Raw genomic sequence first — 16,221 nt, forward strand, 5'->3', positions numbered from 1 at the left:
TCGCGGGGCGAAGAGGAGGCGCTCCCCCCTGCCCACCCCCCCCCCCCCCACAAAAAACCCCCCCCCCCCCCCCCCCCCAAACCCCCACCACCCACAAACAAAAAGAAAAACGACCCCGCAGAGCAAAAGCCTGCGAGGCCGTATTTCAAGAAGAAGGATCAGGAAACCCCAGGCGCCCCATGGCACCGCTTGTACTTCTTGCCCGACCCGCAGTAGCAAGGAGCATTCCGAGAAGGCCCATTGCTGGCCTCAGCCTGCCCAGAGCTCCGGGGCCGGTTGGCCGACCCATGAGCCGGACCAGCCGGAACGACGGGAGACCCAAGCCCGAGAGCCGGAGCCTGCTGCTCGCGCTGGATCTGCGGCGCACCAGCACCGGCCTCACCGTCGATCGTCGGCGCCGTGTACTGCAGGGCCTGCGGGCGACGGTTGCCGCCCAGCCCCTTGGCCCGGACCTCGACCCGCGAGTCGCCCTCGCCGTCGGATGAGGTGCCCGGCAGGGCGACCGCCTGGCTCGGGTCGACCGTGACGGTGGGGGCTTCCTCGACCTGGACCTCGAGGTTGAAGAGGAAGCCGACAGCCTCCTCCTTGATGCCCTCCATCATCTGGTTGAACATGTCGAAGCCCTCGCGCTGGTATTCGACCACCGGGTCGCGCTGGGCGTACGCCCGCAGGCTGATGCCTTCCTGCAGGTAGTCCATCTCGTACAGGTGCTCGCGCCACTTGCGGTCGATCACCGCGAGCAGGACCTGGCGCTCGAGTTCGCGGACCGCGTCCTCGCCGAGCTCTTCCTCGCGGGCCGCGTACGCCGCCTGGGCGTCCTTCTTCAGCTCTTCGATCAGGTATTCCTGGTCGAGGGTGCTGCGCTCGCCGCCGCTGTTCTCCACCAGGTCGTCGATGGTGACGCTGACCGGGTAGAGGCGCTTGAGGCTGACCCAGAGCTGGTCGAGGTCCCAGTCCTCGGCGTAGCCGTCGGAGGTGGCCGCGCGCACGTAGTCGGCGATCACGTCGTCGATCATGTGCTGGGCCTGGTCGTGCATGTCCTCGCCGTCGAGCACGCGCTTGCGCTCGGCGTAGATGACCATGCGCTGCTTGTTCAGCACCTCGTCGTACTTCAGGACGTTCTTGCGGATCTCCGCGTTCTGGCCCTCGATCTGGGTCTGGGCGCTGCGGATCTGCCGGGTGACCATCTTCGACTCGATGGGCACGTCCTCGGGGATGTTGAAGCGGTCCATGACCGCCTCGACCGCACCGGCGCGGAACCGCTTCATCAGGTCGTCCTGCAGCGACAGGTAGAACCGGGACTCGCCCGGGTCGCCCTGGCGGCCGGAGCGGCCGCGGAGCTGGTTGTCGATGCGGCGGGAGTCGTGCCGCTCGGTGCCCAGGACGTACAGGCCGCCGGCCGCGATGACCTCGGCCGCCTCGACCTCGCAGGCTTCCTTCCAGACCGGCAGGACCTCTTCGAGGGCCTTGGCGTACTCCTCCGGGGACTCTTCCGGGTCCAGGCCGCGCTGGCGCAGCTCGCTCGCGGCGAGGAACTCAGGGTTGCCGCCGAGCAGGATGTCGGTGCCGCGACCGGCCATGTTGGTGGCCACCGTGACGCCGCCCTTGCGGCCGGCCTGCGCGATGATCGTGGCTTCCTGCGCGTGGAACTTGGCGTTCAGCACGCTGTGCGGGATGCCGCGCTTGCGCAGCAGCGTCGAGAGGATCTCGGAATTCTCCACCGAGACCGTGCCGACCAGGACGGGCTGGCCGGTGGCGTGCCGCTCGGCGATGTCCTCGATGACCGCGTTGAACTTGGCCTTCTCGGTCTTGTAGATGACATCCGGGTGGTCGATGCGGATCATCGGGCGGTGCGTCGGGATGGACACGACGCCGACCTTGTAGACCTGGTTGAACTCGCCGGCCTCGGTCTGCGCCGTACCGGTCATCCCACCGAGCTTGTTGTAGAGCCGGAAGTAGTTCTGCAGGGTGATGGTCGCCAGGGTCTGGTTCTCCTGCTTGACCTCGACGCCTTCCTTGGCCTCGATGGCCTGGTGCATGCCCTCGTTGTAGCGGCGGCCGTGCAGGATGCGACCGGTGAACTCGTCGACGATCAGGACCTCGCCGTTCTCGTCGACGATGTAGTCCTTGTCCTTGCGGTACAGCTCCTTGGCCTTGATCGCGTTGTTGAGGTAGCCGACCAGCGGGGTGTTCACCGACTCGTACAGGTTGTCGATGCCGAGGCGGTCCTCGACCCGGGCGACGCCGCGCTCGGTGACCGCGACGGTGCGCTTGGCCTCGTCGACCTCGTAGTCGCCTTCGCCGTCCTTGCCCTTCTGCAGGCGGGCCACCAGGGCGGCGAACTCGCCGTACCAGCGGGCGGAGTGCTCGCCCGGGCCGGAGATGATCAGCGGGGTGCGGGCCTCGTCGATGAGGATCGAGTCCACCTCGTCGACGATGGCGAAGTTGTGGCCGCGCTGGACCAGCTCGGCCGCCGACCACGCCATGTTGTCGCGCAGGTAGTCGAAGCCGAACTCGTTGTTGGTGCCGTACGTGATGTCGCACTCGTAGGCGGCCCGGTGCTCGGCGGCCGGCCGGTTGGGCAGGATCACGCCGACGGTCAGGCCCAGGAACACGTGCACCCGGCCGACCCACCCGGCGTCGCGCTGCGCGAGGTAGTCGTTGACCGTGATGATGTGCACGCCCTCGCCGCTCAGCGCGTTGAGGTACGCCGGGAAGACGCCGGTCAGCGTCTTGCCCTCGCCGGTCTTCATCTCCGGGATGTTGCCGAAGTGCAGCGCGGCGCCGCCCATGAGCTGGACGTCGAAGGCACGCTGCCCCAGCACCCGACGGGCACCTTCACGGGCCACCGCGAACGCCTCCACCAGCAGCGAGTCCAGCGACTCGCCGTCGGCGACCCGCTCCTTGAACTGCTCGGTGCACTCACGCAACTCGTCGTCGGTGAGGTCGGTGTAGTCGTCCTCGATCGAGTTGACCGCGTTTGCGATCGCCTTGAGCCGTCGCACCATGCGGCCTTCGCCGGCGCGCAGGAATTTTTCCAAAATCGACACGGGTCAACGCTCCCCTAGACGGTCTGCCGAACCATCGTAGGCGTCTTGTCTGGGCGACCGTGACCCGAGCCTCCGGTTAACCTCGCAAAGAGGGTGAAACAGGGCGACAAGTTCGCTGACAGCGCATCCGGACCGGCCGCCGCAACCTTTTGCCGGGCCAGGGCGTGTCGGGGCACGATGTCGGCGTGGAAACGGTCGCGATCCGTACCGGTGACTTGCTCCTGCGCCCTTGGCACGCCGGGGACGCGGAGGCGGTCTGCCGGGCGTGTCAGGATCCGGAACTGCATCGCCGGCTCACCGGCCTGCCGTGGCCCTACCGGATCTCGGACGCCGCCGCCTTCGTCGGCGAGTTCGCTCGCCGCCGGCTCGCCGAGGGCACCGCCCTGGACCTGGGCGTGTTCGCCGGCGAGGAGCTGGCCGGCAGCGTGACGCTCAACGCGATCGACCGCGGCGCCGGCACGGCCGCGCTCGGCTACTGGACGGCGCCCTGGGCGCGCGGGCGCCGGGTCGCCGAGCGGGCCTCCCGCGCCCTGTTGCAGTGGGCCTTCGGCGCGGGGCTGGGCCTGACCCGGGTCGACTGGCGGGCCACGGTCGGCAACCATCCCTCCCGCCTGACGGCGCTGCGGCTCGGCTTCACGGTGATCGGAGAGCAGCCCGGCGCCGGGCCGGAGAGCCCGGACAAATGGCTGGGGGCCGTGCTGCCCGGCGATCTCACGGCCGCGGGCACGGATGTGCCCGATCCGGTACGCCGCACAGCCCGCACGTTCGCCGGGGCCCATCCGACGCTGCCCGCCGGGGTGGTCACCCTGCGCCCGCCGGAACGCCGCGACATCCCGGGCATCGTCGAGTGCCGCTCGGACCCGGAGACCGCGCGCTGGTTCGGGGTGCCGCAGCCCTACACGGCGGATGACGCCCGTACACACGTGGACCGCAACGTCCCGCGCCGGTGGGCCCGGGGTGTCGAGGCGGTCTTCGCCATCGCCGACGCCGCGGACGCGTACGCCGGCTCGGTGGATCTGCGGATCCGGACCGGCGACCCGGCGGTGGGCGAGGTCGGTTTCGCGGTCGGGCCGCGCTCGCGCGGGCGCGGCTACGCGGGCGCCGCGGTGCGCGAGATCTGCCGTTGGGGCTTCGCCGACCTGGGGCTGAGCCGGATCGAGTGGCGCGCCGAGGTGGGCAACGATGCATCGCGGCGGGTGGCGGAGAAGGCAGGCTTCACGGTCGAAGGTCTGTTGCGGCAGGCCCTGCGGACCGGCGGCGGACGGCGGGACTGCTGGGTGGGCTCGCTGGTGGAAGGTGACTTGCCATGATCGTTGCGACTCTGTCGGGGCCCGGCGTACGGCTGCGCGGTCTCGCGCCGCGCGACGTCGACGACCTCGTGGCCGGTTACGCCGATCCGGTGCTGCAGCGCTTCATGCCACCGCTGCCGGTGCCGTTCACCCACGCCCAGGCCCGCGAGTACGTCCGCGACGTGGCGCCGGGCATGTTCGCCGACGGCGGCGGGCTCTGGGCGATCGCCGACCCGCTGACCGACCGGCTGCTCGGCGGAATCGGCCTGGACAAGGTGGTGCCGCACCGCGGGCAGTGCGAGGTGGGCTACTGGGTCGGCCCGTGGGCCCGCGGCCGCGGCGTGGCGGTGGCGGCGGTGCGCACGCTGACCGAGCACGCGTTCCACACCGGCATGGCCCGGATCGAGCTGCTCACCCACCGGGAGAACGCGCCCAGCCAGCGGGTCGCGCTGGCGGCCGGCTTCCGGCCGGAGGGCGTACGCCGCGGGGTGCTGCCCAACCGCGACGGCGGCCGCGACGATCTGCTGGCCTACGCCCGGCTGGCCGGTGACCAGCCGGGACCGGCCGAGCGGCTGCTGCCCGACCTGCCGGGCGGCGAGCTGACCGACGGCGTCGTGACGGTACGCCCGCTGACCAGCGACGACGCCGATTTCTACGCCGAGCTGCACCACCTGCCGGAGGTCGTGGCCACCGCCGTGCCGCCGATCGCGCCCACGGCTGAGGACGTGACCCGGCGGTGCGCGTGGGCAGCCGCGCACTGGCTCGCCGGCGAACGGGCGGACATGGTGATCACCGACGCCGCCACCGGCCGGCACGCGGGCGAGATCGGGTTGTACTACCAGGAGCCGCGCACCGGGCAGGCGATGATCGGCTACAGCATGCTGCGGGGCTGGCGGGGGCGCGGCTTCGCGACCCGGGCGACGCAGCTGGTGTCGTTGTGGGCGTTCGCCGAGACGGGTGTCGCCCGGCTGATCGCGGGTGCCCTGCCGGCCAATCTGGCCTCGCAGCGGGTGCTGGAGAAGGCGGGCTTCAAGCGGGAGGCGTACCTGCGCTCGCGGTTGCCGGGCAGCGACGGCCGGCGCAGCGATGACGTGCAGTACGCCCTGCTGGCGGAGGATCTGCTGGCGGACGTGGTGCGCCTCGACGGCTGACGCGCGGGATCACCGCACGCCAGCCGGAGGGCTTCTCCTCAGCTCAGGCCGTTGCTTCCAGGCTGAGAATGCCGTAGTCGTACCCTCGGCGCCGGTACACGACGCTGGGCCGGCCGCTCTCCTTGTCATGGAACAGATAGAAGTCGTGGCCGACGAGCTCCATCTGGAAGAGAGCGTCGTCGACGGTCATCGGATCGGCGGGGTGTTCCTTCTCCCGCACGATGCGCCAGGGTTGGTTGTCCTCGTGCTCCATGAGGTCGGTCGCGACCGGCGACTCCTCGGGCTGCGGCGTCAGGCTCGGCAGATCGGTCGGGAGCTTGGCGGTGGCTTCGGCGACGGATACCGGCGCGTGCCGTCCCCGGTGCACGCGGCGACGGTCCGCGGCGCGGCGCAGGCGCCCGTCGAGCTTGTTGAATGAGCAGTCCAGCGCGGCATAGAAGTCCTTGGCACACGCTTCGGCGCGGATCACCGGCCCCCTGGTCACCACGGTGATCTCGACGCGCTGGCAGTTGTCCGACTGCCGGGGATTGCGTTCGTGGAAGAGCTCCACGTCGACCCTGATCAGCTTCTGGTCGTAGCGTTCGACCTTCGACAGCTTGTCTGCGACATGTTCCCGGTAGTGGTCGGGAACCTCTACGTTGCGGCCCTTGACGACAATGTCCACTCGTGACCTCCCCCAACGTTACGATCTTGCGGGCGCCCTGCGACGGGGTGCCGGGGGCGCCGTACTGCGACGCGGTGTGCCGGCTTCGGTGTGGCCCGGGATCACGGAGCGAACCCGCGCAAATCACCGAATCGGCTTACGAGGACGCTCCTTTCCGGTGCGGCGGGCCGGGCCCCTGAAGAGGCGGGCTGTCGGCTTGGCTCCGGTGGCGGGTAAGTCGTGGCCGCTTACCCTCGTCACCAAGACGCTAACCTGCCGACGCCCGCCCGTCACCCCTCGTTCGGGGAACGGACCCGGTGACTTTCGGCCCTGGCGGGGCCCCGGTGGGCGCCCGGACCCGGTTCGGCGACCGGCCGGCGCGCAGCCTGGTGGCCGCCACGACCGCGGCCCCGGTGACCTGCATGTCCGCCTCCCGCAGACGACCCGCCACCGCGGCCAGCGTGGCCCCGGTCGTGACGATGTCGTCGACCACTATCAGCGTGCCTCTCATCGTCGGCCCGCGTCGCGGAATCCGGATCCGGGCACTCTTGATTCGCAGCGAATTCTCAGCCGCCGCAGCGCGACCGGCTACGTCCAGTGACGCTGAGTCGGCCCGTGGGAGCGCCCGCAGCGGCTGGACGACGTCAGCGTCCCAGCCGGCCGCGCGCAGCCGCCGCACGGTGTGTGCGGCCAACCGCGCCATGTGGTCACCGTGGCGTTCCCGGGCGGCGGCCGCGGTCGACGGGACAGGGATCAGGCGCACCGGGGTCCGCGGACCGGCGCCGCCCCGCCGGGCGGCCTCGGCGACCGCCACGGCGAGCAGCGATCCCAGCGGCTGGGCGAGCCGGTGCCGGCCCTTCTCCTTGTACGCCAGCAGCACACCCCGCACCGGCCCCGCGTACGGCCCGACAGCCGTGCAGAACGGCATCCCGGGTGGTGGTGGCACCGGAGCGGTCGGAAAGGGCGTCAGGGCCTCCAGGGACGCCACGCAGCCGGCGCACACCCCGAAGCGCAGCGGCACCCGCTCGGCGCCGCAGCCGGCACAGGCGCTGGGCAGCACCAGGTCGGCCAGGTCCGCGCCCAGCCGGGACCACCGTGCCGTCGGCATGCCGCTCCGCTCAGCGCAGGAAGGACGGTCCGGTGGGCTTGACCCCGGACGGCGGGTTCGACACCGGGACGGCCAGGTCGGCCACCGTGATTCGGACCGGGTCGGACAGCACGTCGAAGGCGTCCCCGTTGGCCACGTACGCGATCGTGTCGGAGCTGTCCGTGCCGCCGACCGGGCTCACCGGGTACGCCGTCAGGTAGCTCACGGTCTCCGTGCCGATGTCGGCGAGCCGCTCGGAGACGAACGAGCCGTCGATGGTCATCTCGAAGATGGCCCCCCGGCTCTTGTCGGCCCGGACGCCGGCCACCGTCAGCCAGGTCTCGCTGCTCCAGTCGACCGCGCTGACCTGCTTCAACGGCGCCGTGAGGATCTGCTCCGCGGGCAGCATCCGGACGCTGGCGCCGGCGGTGGACAACGCCGCGACGGAGAGCCGGCCCCGCGAGACCAGCGCCACGCGCCGGCCGTCGGGCGCGACCGCCACTGCCGTGATGCCGTCGCCGGCCCCGTCGACCTTGGTCAACGAGGCGCTGTCCGAGGTGAAGGTGAAGCTGTAGAGCCTGCCGCCGACCGTGACCAGGCCGATGGCCGGCGCTCCCGGCTCGGTCGAGGTGATCGCCCAGACCGGCTGGCCGGTCGTGCCCTTGGGCAGGCTGATCTTGGTGAGGGCGACCTGCTCGTCGGCGGCACCGGCGCCCACCCGCAGCTCCTCGCGACCCCCGGAGTTGACCACCACGGCGGCGAAGCGGCGGCTGCCGGAGCCGGCCAGCGCGGCGGCCCGGACGAAACGGTTGTCCTCCGGGCGCAGCAGCGGCACCGGATCCGAGGCGTACGGCGAGCCGGACATCCGGCGCACCTGGCCGTTGTAGACGAGGAAACGCTCCGGCGTGGTCTCCAGCCCGTAGGCCGCGTTGCTCGTGTAGTAGTCGGTGCCGGTGTACTCGATGCTGTTCTGGTTGCCGACCTTGAGCTCGAGGGTGTCCCACTGGCCGGACCGCCGCAGCGACCACATGAGCTGGCGCCGCAGCCGGTCCAGCTTGGTCTGGTCGTCGGGCGGGCGCACCGCCTGACCACTGAGGTTGATCTGCAGCTTCCCGCCGCTCGGAGCGGGCACGTTGCCGTCCAGGGCGGTGCCTTCGGGCAGGATCTCCACCGCGTTGCCGAGCCAGGGTGACGGCCCGGCGATCAGCCACTTGATGATCTCGTTGGGCTGCTGCTCCGACGGCAGGTCACGGGGCATGTACCGCTCGTCGGGGACCAGGCCGGTGTACTCGTGGTTCCAGAAGTAGAGCTTGCGCCGCTCGTAGAACCGGTCCAGGGCGTCGTCGGAGATCAGCAGCACGGGCGGCGCCTTGGTGACGAACAGCCCGGTCTGGCCGGACGTGCTCGACACGGTGAACGTGTACTCCTGCGGGGAGTCGTCCGCGGACGGGTCGAGAATGCCGTTGTGGTTGAGCACACCGACGGTCTGGGCGCGCAGCCGCACGTCGACGCTGCCCGGGTTGACCAGCGGGTCGTCGACGAGGTGGACGACCCGGACCTCGGCTGCCGGCTCGAACGACGAGGCGGCTGTCGGTGAGAGGAACTGCTTGACCCGTTCCATCGCGGTGTTCGGGTCGCCGGCCGCCGCCTCCAGGTAGTGGCGCACGAAGGTGGCGCGATCCGAGCTGGCGAGGCGGTCGTGCCGGGTGGGGGTGACGTCCTCACCGGTCGAGACGCCGGTCGACGGTCCCGGCCCGACCCGCTGGACCTCGGTGCTGTCCGGGATGCCGCAGCCGCCGGCCAGCAGCACGCCCACCAGCGGGGCAGCGAGGACCGTGCGCAGCCGCCGGGTCACCGGACCACCTCGGCGGCCCCGTCAGTGATCCCGTCGGTGATCCCGTCGGCGGCGTCGGCGGTGGGCGCCGCCGCGATGGCGAGCGGCACCGCGTCGACCGCGCGGTCCCGCGGGATCAGCGGCAGCGGCGCGGCGACCAGGCGATCGCCGGAGCGCACCGGCACGGTGAGCCGGAACTGCGCGCCGCCGCCGGGCTCGCCCCAGGCCTCCAGCCAGCCGCCGTGCAGCCGCGCGTCCTCGACGGAGATGGACAGGCCCAGACCGGTGCCGCCGGTCTGCCGGGCCCGGGACGGGTCGGCCCGCCAGAACCTGTTGAACACCAGGCGCTCCTCCCCCGGTTTGAGACCGACGCCGTGGTCCCGCACGGTGACCGCCACGGCCGCCTCGTCGGTGGCCAGCGTGACCTCCACCGGCCGGCCCTCACCGTGCTCCACGGCGTTGCCGACCAGGTTGCGCAGCACCCGCTCGATGCGGCGCGGGTCGACCTCGGCGATGACCGGGGTGTCGGGCAGCCGCAGCTCGATGGTGACGCCGACCCGCTCGGCCAGCCCGGCGAGGCGCTCCGCGACCCGCTCGACGATCGGCACCAGGTCGGTGTGCTCGGCGTCGAGGGCGGCGAAGCCCGCGTCGAACCGGCTGATCTCCAGCAGGTCGGTGAGCAGGCTCTCGAACCGGTCCAGCTCCGCCTGCAGCAGCTCGGCGCTGCGGGCCACGGCCGGGTCGAAGTCCTCGCGCTCGGAGAAGATCAGGTCGGCCGCCATCCGGACGGTGGTGAGCGGGGTGCGCAGCTCGTGCGACACGTCGGAGGTGAAACGCCGCTGCAACCGGGACATCTCCTCCAGCCGGACGATCTGACGCTGGAGGTTGGCCGCCATCTGGTTGAAGGAGGCGGCCAGCAGGGCCAGGTCGTCCTCGCCGTCGACCTTCATGCGCTGGTCGAGCAGGCCGGCCGAGAGCCGCTGGGCGGTGCGGGCGGCGACCCGCACCGGCGTGACGACCATCCGGGTGACCAGCCAGGCGACGATCCCCAGCAGGATGACCAGGGCCAGCCCGGTGACCAGCACGGTGGTGCGGATCTGGTTGGCCGCCCGGTCCTCGGTGGTCAGCGGCACGAGGTAGTAGAGCTCGACGTGACCGAACCGGGTGGGCACCGGGGAGCCGTACACCAGGTATTTGGTCCGCATCCCGGCCACCTCGAGGGTGCGGATCTGCTGGGCCACCTGCTCGGACTCGGCCACCAGGCGCACCATGTCGCGGGTGATCAGCGGCTGGGTCTCGACCGTGACCGAGGTGTCCGGCTTGATCTCGGGGATGGTGTCGGCCCGCAGCGAGACGATCGCGCCGCCGCTCTCGGCGGAGTCGCCGTCGGCGAGCCGGTCCACCGTGGCGCTGATGGTCGCCGGCAGCTCCTGGTCGCGCACCTGGTTGTGGACGGTCAGCTGCTGGTAGGCGTACTCCACCTTGCCCTGCATCTGCGCCTTGACCTCGTCCACGGCCCGGTCCAGCAGGATCTGGGTGCTGCGGTCGGCGATGAACCAGCCGAAGCCGCCGACCAGCAGGCTGGAGGTCACCAGGGTCAGGGTCACCACGCGCAGGTGCAGCGAGCGGCGCCAGGCGCGGCGGGCGGGTGCGGACAGCCGGAGGCCGTGGCGCACGCCGATGCGCCATTGCCGTCGCACCACCCTCAGGGTGCGGCGGATGGGCATCGGTAGCCAGGCGGGAGCATGCATCTCGGGGGCAAGGCTATCCCCCCGTCCAACCGCCCCACCACCGCCCTTGACCGGGCTGAAGGCCCTCCTACCTGCTAGCCGGTGCCCGCCTTGTAACCGACACCGCGCACCGTAAGGATGATCTCCGGCCGCTCCGGGTCCGGCTCGATCTTGGCGCGCAGCCGCTGGACGTGCACGTTGACCAGCCGGGTGTCGGCCGCGTGCCGGTAACCCCAGACCTGCTCCAGCAGCACCTCGCGGGTGAAGACCTGCCGCGGCTTGCGGGCGAGGGCGACCAGCAGGTCGAACTCGAGCGGCGTCAGCTTCACCTCCTCGCCGTCGCGGGAGACGGTGTGCGCGGGCACGTCGATGGTGATCTGGTTACCGGGCGGCCCGATGGTGAGCATCTCGGGCGCGGCGTCCTCGCCCCGGCGCAGCCGGGCGCGCATCCGCGCGACCAGTTCCTTGGGCTTGAACGGCTTGACCACGTAGTCGTCGGCGCCGGACTCGAGGCCGAGCACCACGTCGACCGTGTCGCTCTTGGCGGTCAGCATGACGATCGGGATGCCGGACTCGGTGCGGATCGCCCGCGCCACGTCGATGCCGCTCATGCCGGGCAGCATCAGGTCGAGCAGGACGATGTCGGGCCGGCTCTCCCGGAACGCCGCCAGTGCGCGCTCACCGTCGGCGACGAAGGAGGGCAGGAAACCTTCGCTGCGCAGGACGATGCCGAGCATCTCGGCCAGCGCTGGGTCGTCATCGACGACGAGTACCCGGGCTCTCATGCGATCCAATATTGCACTGTCCCCTTCAGGCCCGTGTGACCGCCCGGCGATCATGCTCCGGCGGTGCTGCTGATCATGGCCCGCCGGCGCCCGAAAATCCAGGCTATGAGAAGAGCGCGCGGCCCCAGAAGTCCGCCGGTCCGGTCACGCCGGGCGGGCAGGCGAACAGCGCCTGGGAGACCGGTTTGAGGTACTCGTTCATCTCGTCCGTCCGCGACAGGTTGCGCTGGATCGGCACGAACTGCTTGCGGGGATCACGCTGGTACGCGATGAAGAAAAGTCCCGCGTCGAGCCGGCCCAGGCCGTCCGAGCCGTCCACGAAGTTGTAGCCGCGGCGCAGCAGCCGGGCGCCGCCGTTCGAATTCGGGTGGGCCAGCCGGACGTGCGAGTTCACGGCCAGCACCGGCTCGCCGTCGGCGCCGCGGGCCTCGAGATCGGGCTCCTCGAACTCGCCGGTCTTGCCCAGCGGCGCGCCGGAGCCCTTGCGCCGGCCGACGATCATCTCCTGCTCGGCCAGCGAGGAGCGGTCCCAGGTCTCCACGATCATCCGGATCTTGCGGCTCACCAGGTACGACCCACCGGTCATCCAGTCGGGCCCGTCGCCCGGCTGCACCCACAGGTGGTCGCGCAGCAGCTCGGTCTCCTCGAGCTTCAGGTTTGCCGTGCCGTCCTTGAAACCGAACAGGTTGCGCGGGGTCGCCTGCGTCGTGGAAGTCGACGACGTACGCCCGAAGCCGAGCTGCGACCAGCGCACGCTGACCACGCCCATCCCGATCCGGGCCAGGTTGCGGATCGCGTGCACGGCCACCTGCGGGTCGTTGGCGCACGCCTGCACGCACAGGTCGCCGCCGGAGATGCTGTCGTCCAGCCGGTCGCCCGGGAAGTGCGGCAGGTCGGCCAGCGCCTCGGGCCGCTTGGCGGCGATGCCGAAGCGGTCCTTGCCGGTGGCGTCGCGGAACAGCGTGGGACCGAAGCCGACCGTGATGGTCAGGGCCGAGGGCGGCAGTCCCAGCGCTTCGCCGGTGTCGTCCGGCGGCGCCTCGGGGATGCCGCCGACCGCCCCGATCTCGCCGGCGTCGCGCCCGGCGGTCATCCGGGCCGCCGCGGCGGTCCACTCCTTGAGCATGCTGACCAGGCGGTCGCGGTCCTTGGTGATGACGTCGAACGCGACGAAGTGCAGCCGGTCCTGGGCGGGGGTGACGATGCCGGCCTGGTGCTCGCCGGTGAACGCGACCGCGCCCTCGACGGGGTGCGGCTCTTCGGCGGACGCGCCCTTGACCAGCGCACCACCGACGGCGGCGGCACCGGCCACCCCGGCCACGCCGACGCCGGCGAGCGCGATGGCCCGCCGGCGCGAAACGATGCTGTCCGACATCGAGGGGTCTCCCTACTTCTTCGAGACGACCGCGGCAACCTTGCTGATCGGCTCGGCGAGCGCGTTGATCGCGTCGGAGAGACCCTTCAGGTCGGCCTCGCTGAGGGTGTTGTGCAGCTTCCAGCCGTCGCCGTCGCGGTACTTCGCCAGGGCCGTGTCCACGTTGGCGAACTCGGTGTCAAGCGTCTTGACCAGCGTGGGGTCACGCTCCTCAAGGACCGGGCGCAACGACGCGATGGCGGCCTTGGAACCCTCGACGTTGGCGTTGAAGTCCCACAGGTCGGTGTGCGAGTAGCGGTCCTCCTCGCCGGTGATCTTGCCGGTGGCGACCTCGTCCAGCAGGGCCTTGGCGCCGTTGGCGAGCTGCAGCGGGGAGAGCTTCTCGGCGTTGGCCTTGGCGACGATCTCCTTCACGTCGGCCAGCAGCTGGTCGGCGATCGGGCCGTCCTTGGAGACGTCCGGCTTGGCCGCCCACAGGTCCTTCTCGAGGCGGTGGAAGCCGGTGAACTCCATGCCCTCCTCGACGACCTCCTCGCGGCCGTCGATCTTCGGGTCGAGGTCACCGAAGATCTCCGCCACCGGCTCGATGCGCTCCCAGTACGTGCGGGTCACCGGGAACAGCGCCCTGGCCTTGTCGACCTCGCCGGCCTTGACCGCGGCCACGAACTCCTCGGTCTTGGGCAGCAGCGCGGCGGTCTGGCTCCGGACGTACCGCGAGTAGCTGGCGGTCGCGTCGGCGAGCTTGGCGTCGTCGGTCAGCGGGGCCGAGGAGCCGGAGACGGTCAGCGCGGCCCGGATGCCCTTGCCGATCATGCCGGGCTTGCAGGCGGTCTCGTACGAGCCGGCCGGCAGCTCCACGTGCAGCTCACGGGTGAGGCCGGGAGCGATGTTCTCGACCTCGCCCATGACCCGGTCGCCGGGGGCGTACACGTAGAACTCGGTGACCTTGTTGCCGCCGTTGGTGATGGTGAAGACGCTGGTGCCGGCGTCGGCCTGGTTCCGGGCGACCTCGCAGGCCGTGTCGGACGCCTTGACGGTGATCGGCCCGCCCGTGGCACCGGCGGCGGTGTCGTCGGCCTTGTCGCCGCCGCACGCGGCCAGGGCGCCGCCGAGGACGCCGACCGCGGCGAGCGCGAGGATTCGGGTGGTACGCATGGGCGGGGCTTCTCCTACTGCTGCGGCGCGGGGGCCGGGGTGGGTTCGGGGGTGACGACCGGCGCCTTCTTGCGCGCCGGCCGGAGGAAGAGCACGAGTACCGGGATGCCGTACGCGGCCCAGGCGATCGTCTCGAGCACCGACGCGGTCGGGGTGATGTTGAACATGCCGGTCAGCAGGGCGGTGTACCAGGCCGAGGGGTCGAGCACGCCGCTGATGTCGTACGCCAGGTTGTTGAGGCCGGGCAGGGCGTTGGCCTCCTGGAAGTCGTGCACGCCGTACTTTCCGATGCCGGCGGCGACCAGGATGAGCAGGGCGCCCGTCCAGGTGAAGAAGACCGAGAGGTTGATCCGCACCGCGGTCGCGTACATCAGGTAGCCGATGACCACCGCGGACGCGATGCCGATGAGCAGCGCGTAGAGCGGGCGGCTGTTGTCGGCGGCGCCCTGCACGGCGGAGTAGAAGATCAGTGAGGTCTCGAGGCCCTCGCGGACGACGGCGAGGAACGCCATCACGGCCACCGCGATCGAGCCGACCTCCAGCGCGTCGTGGAGCTTGCCGCGCAGCTCGCCGGCGATCGAGCGGGCGGCCTTGCGCATCCAGAAGATCATCCAGGTCACGAAGACCACGGCCAGGATCGAGGTGATCGCCTCGAACAGCTCGCGGTGCTCGTACTTCTGCAGCAGGGTGGTCGAGGTGTAGCTGAGCAGCCAGCCGAAGAAGACGGACAGTGCCACGGCGAGCCCGACGCCGGACCAGACCTGGACGAGCCGGTCCTTGCGGTCGGACTTCACCAGGAACGCGATGAGGATGCTGACCACCAGGGTGGCTTCCAACCCCTCACGCAGGCCGATGAGGTAGGTGGCGAGCATGGCACTCCGTCGCTAAGGCATCCCTAAGTAAGGCTCGGCATACCTTAGTCACGGGCGAACCACATCCGTCAAGCTGAGCCGCTATCAGGCCGGTCACACGTCAGGGCGGCCCTCCCCCGGGGAGAACCGCCCTGCTCAGAGATCAGCGGTCGAAGCGGCCCGCGCGGACGCCGCCCAGGAAGTCGGCCCAGTCCCGGGCCCCGAACTCCAGGACCGGCCCGGCGACGTCCTTGGAGTCCCGGACGAACACCGCGGCGGCGGCCGAGGCGATCTCCACACAGTGCCCGGCGGCGGCGCTACGGGTGCTCTTTCGCCAGGTCAAGCCTTGGTTCTGCAATGTCATGCCCTTCCGCGGATGAATACTCGCCTCGGGTAACGCCCATCGGCTACCGCAGGCCATCCCCCGTTCGAGCGATCAGATCCCGAGTGTCGTCCACCGTCAGCGCCCGCCGCCGGAGATCGGCGAAAGCCTCCCGGTACACCCGCACGTGCGAGTCTTTCGTGCGCAACTGGCCGCCGACCAGGTCCTCGCTGTGCACGACCGGCGCCCGCCCGGAGTCGCCGAATTCGAAGATGACGAACGCCTCACCCAGCGCGGCGTGGGCTCCCGCGGCGAACGGGAGCACGTGCAGCTCGACGCCGGGCCGCTGGCTGGCGTCGTAGAGCCGCTGCACCTGGCGGCGCAGCACGTCGCGGCCGCCGACCTCGCGGTGCAGGGCCGACTCGTCGAGGACCACGCAGAGCCGAGGCGGCGGGTCGCGGGTGAGCACGCTCTGCCGGGCCATGCGCAGGGCGGTCCGCTGCTGCACCGTCTCCGGGTCGTGCAGGTCGGCGCCCACCTCGATGACCGCGTGCGCGTACTCGTCGGTCTGCAGCAGGCCGGGCACCACCTGCGCCTCCCACTCGCAGATGACGACGGCCTCGGCCTCGAACGCCACGTACTCGTCGTAGGGCTCGGCGACCGACGAGCGGTAGGGCGCCCACCAGACCCGGACCCGTCCGCGCCGGGCCAGGTCACGCAGGCGGGACTGCTCACCCGGCGTACCCGCGTAGAGCCGGAGCAGCCGGTCGAGGTCCGCCTCGCTGATCCCGGTCCGGGCCGTCTCGATCCGGCTCAGCTTGGACTCGGACCAGCCGAGCCGGGCCGCGACCTCGGCCCCCCGGCGCTCGCCGCGCAGCCGGCGCAGCTCGGCGCCGAGCTCCCGGCGTGCGGCCATCGATGTCGGCCTCGCCACGGGACCACCGTACCG

The 16,221-nt window shown here is 71.2% G+C and carries 13 protein-coding genes; 2 read left to right on the forward strand and 11 right to left on the reverse strand.

Annotation, left to right across the window (positions count from 1 at the left end; all coding sequences use genetic code 11):
• Nucleotides 1-158: 158 nt before the first annotated feature.
• Complete coding sequence (gene secA, locus ACZ6S4_RS22805) at nt 159-3,050, reverse strand: preprotein translocase subunit SecA (RefSeq protein WP_465476848.1); 2,892 nt, start codon at nt 3,048-3,050, stop codon at nt 159-161.
• 185 nt (nt 3,051-3,235) lie between these two features.
• Between secA and ACZ6S4_RS22810 the strand changes: the two genes are divergently transcribed.
• Nucleotides 3,236-4,360 (forward strand): GNAT family N-acetyltransferase, encoded by a 1,125-nt coding sequence (locus ACZ6S4_RS22810; protein ID WP_465476849.1) that lies wholly within the window; start codon nt 3,236-3,238, stop codon nt 4,358-4,360.
• Entirely contained in the window at nt 4,357-5,490 is a 1,134-nt protein-coding gene (locus tag ACZ6S4_RS22815; protein ID WP_465476850.1) for a GNAT family N-acetyltransferase, read from the forward strand. Before ACZ6S4_RS22810 ends, ACZ6S4_RS22815 begins: the two co-directional genes overlap by 4 nt.
• 43 nt (nt 5,491-5,533) lie before the next feature.
• On the opposite strand, the gene hpf is transcribed toward ACZ6S4_RS22815, so the two are convergent.
• From hpf to ACZ6S4_RS22865, 10 genes are all read right to left on the reverse strand, one after another.
• Nucleotides 5,534-6,154 carry a ribosome hibernation-promoting factor, HPF/YfiA family gene (hpf, locus tag ACZ6S4_RS22820; protein WP_360555787.1) on the reverse strand — a complete coding sequence of 207 codons (621 nt, stop codon included), beginning with the start codon at nt 6,152-6,154 and terminating at the stop codon, nt 5,534-5,536.
• A 247-nt stretch (nt 6,155-6,401) separates the two neighbouring features.
• Nucleotides 6,402-7,241 carry a ComF family protein gene (locus tag ACZ6S4_RS22825; RefSeq protein WP_465476851.1) on the reverse strand — a complete coding sequence of 280 codons (840 nt, stop codon included), beginning with the start codon at nt 7,239-7,241 and terminating at the stop codon, nt 6,402-6,404.
• A 10-nt stretch (nt 7,242-7,251) separates the two neighbouring features.
• Complete coding sequence (locus ACZ6S4_RS22830; protein ID WP_465476852.1) at nt 7,252-9,075, reverse strand: LpqB family beta-propeller domain-containing protein; 1,824 nt, start codon at nt 9,073-9,075, stop codon at nt 7,252-7,254.
• Nucleotides 9,072-10,781 carry an MtrAB system histidine kinase MtrB gene (mtrB, locus tag ACZ6S4_RS22835; RefSeq protein WP_465476853.1) on the reverse strand — a complete coding sequence of 570 codons (1,710 nt, stop codon included), beginning with the start codon at nt 10,779-10,781 and terminating at the stop codon, nt 9,072-9,074. The genes ACZ6S4_RS22830 and mtrB overlap by 4 nt, the downstream gene beginning before the upstream one ends.
• Before the next feature lie 98 nt (nt 10,782-10,879).
• Nucleotides 10,880-11,569 carry an MtrAB system response regulator MtrA gene (mtrA, locus tag ACZ6S4_RS22840; RefSeq protein WP_023358973.1) on the reverse strand — a complete coding sequence of 230 codons (690 nt, stop codon included), beginning with the start codon at nt 11,567-11,569 and terminating at the stop codon, nt 10,880-10,882.
• A gap of 103 nt (nt 11,570-11,672) precedes the next feature.
• Nucleotides 11,673-12,944: an iron uptake transporter deferrochelatase/peroxidase subunit gene (gene efeB / locus ACZ6S4_RS22845; protein ID WP_465476854.1), complete on the reverse strand. Its 1,272-nt coding sequence runs from the start codon at nt 12,942-12,944 to the stop codon at nt 11,673-11,675.
• A 12-nt stretch (nt 12,945-12,956) separates the two neighbouring features.
• Nucleotides 12,957-14,099, reverse strand: a complete 1,143-nt coding sequence (efeO, locus tag ACZ6S4_RS22850; RefSeq protein ID WP_465476855.1) for an iron uptake system protein EfeO — start codon at nt 14,097-14,099, stop codon at nt 12,957-12,959.
• A gap of 14 nt (nt 14,100-14,113) precedes the next feature.
• Nucleotides 14,114-14,971, reverse strand: coding sequence for an iron uptake transporter permease EfeU (gene efeU, locus ACZ6S4_RS22855; protein ID WP_465476856.1), 858 nt, complete (start codon nt 14,969-14,971; stop codon nt 14,114-14,116).
• 142 nt (nt 14,972-15,113) lie between these two features.
• A complete protein-coding gene (locus ACZ6S4_RS22860) occupies nt 15,114-15,314 on the reverse strand; it encodes a DUF397 domain-containing protein (protein ID WP_360555799.1) in 201 nt (66 codons plus the stop codon).
• A gap of 43 nt (nt 15,315-15,357) precedes the next feature.
• Nucleotides 15,358-16,206 carry a helix-turn-helix domain-containing protein gene (locus ACZ6S4_RS22865; RefSeq protein WP_465476857.1) on the reverse strand — a complete coding sequence of 283 codons (849 nt, stop codon included), beginning with the start codon at nt 16,204-16,206 and terminating at the stop codon, nt 15,358-15,360.
• Nucleotides 16,207-16,221 lie beyond the last annotated feature (15 nt).

The sequence above is a fragment of the Actinoplanes sp. NPDC051405 genome, from assembly GCF_055586185.1.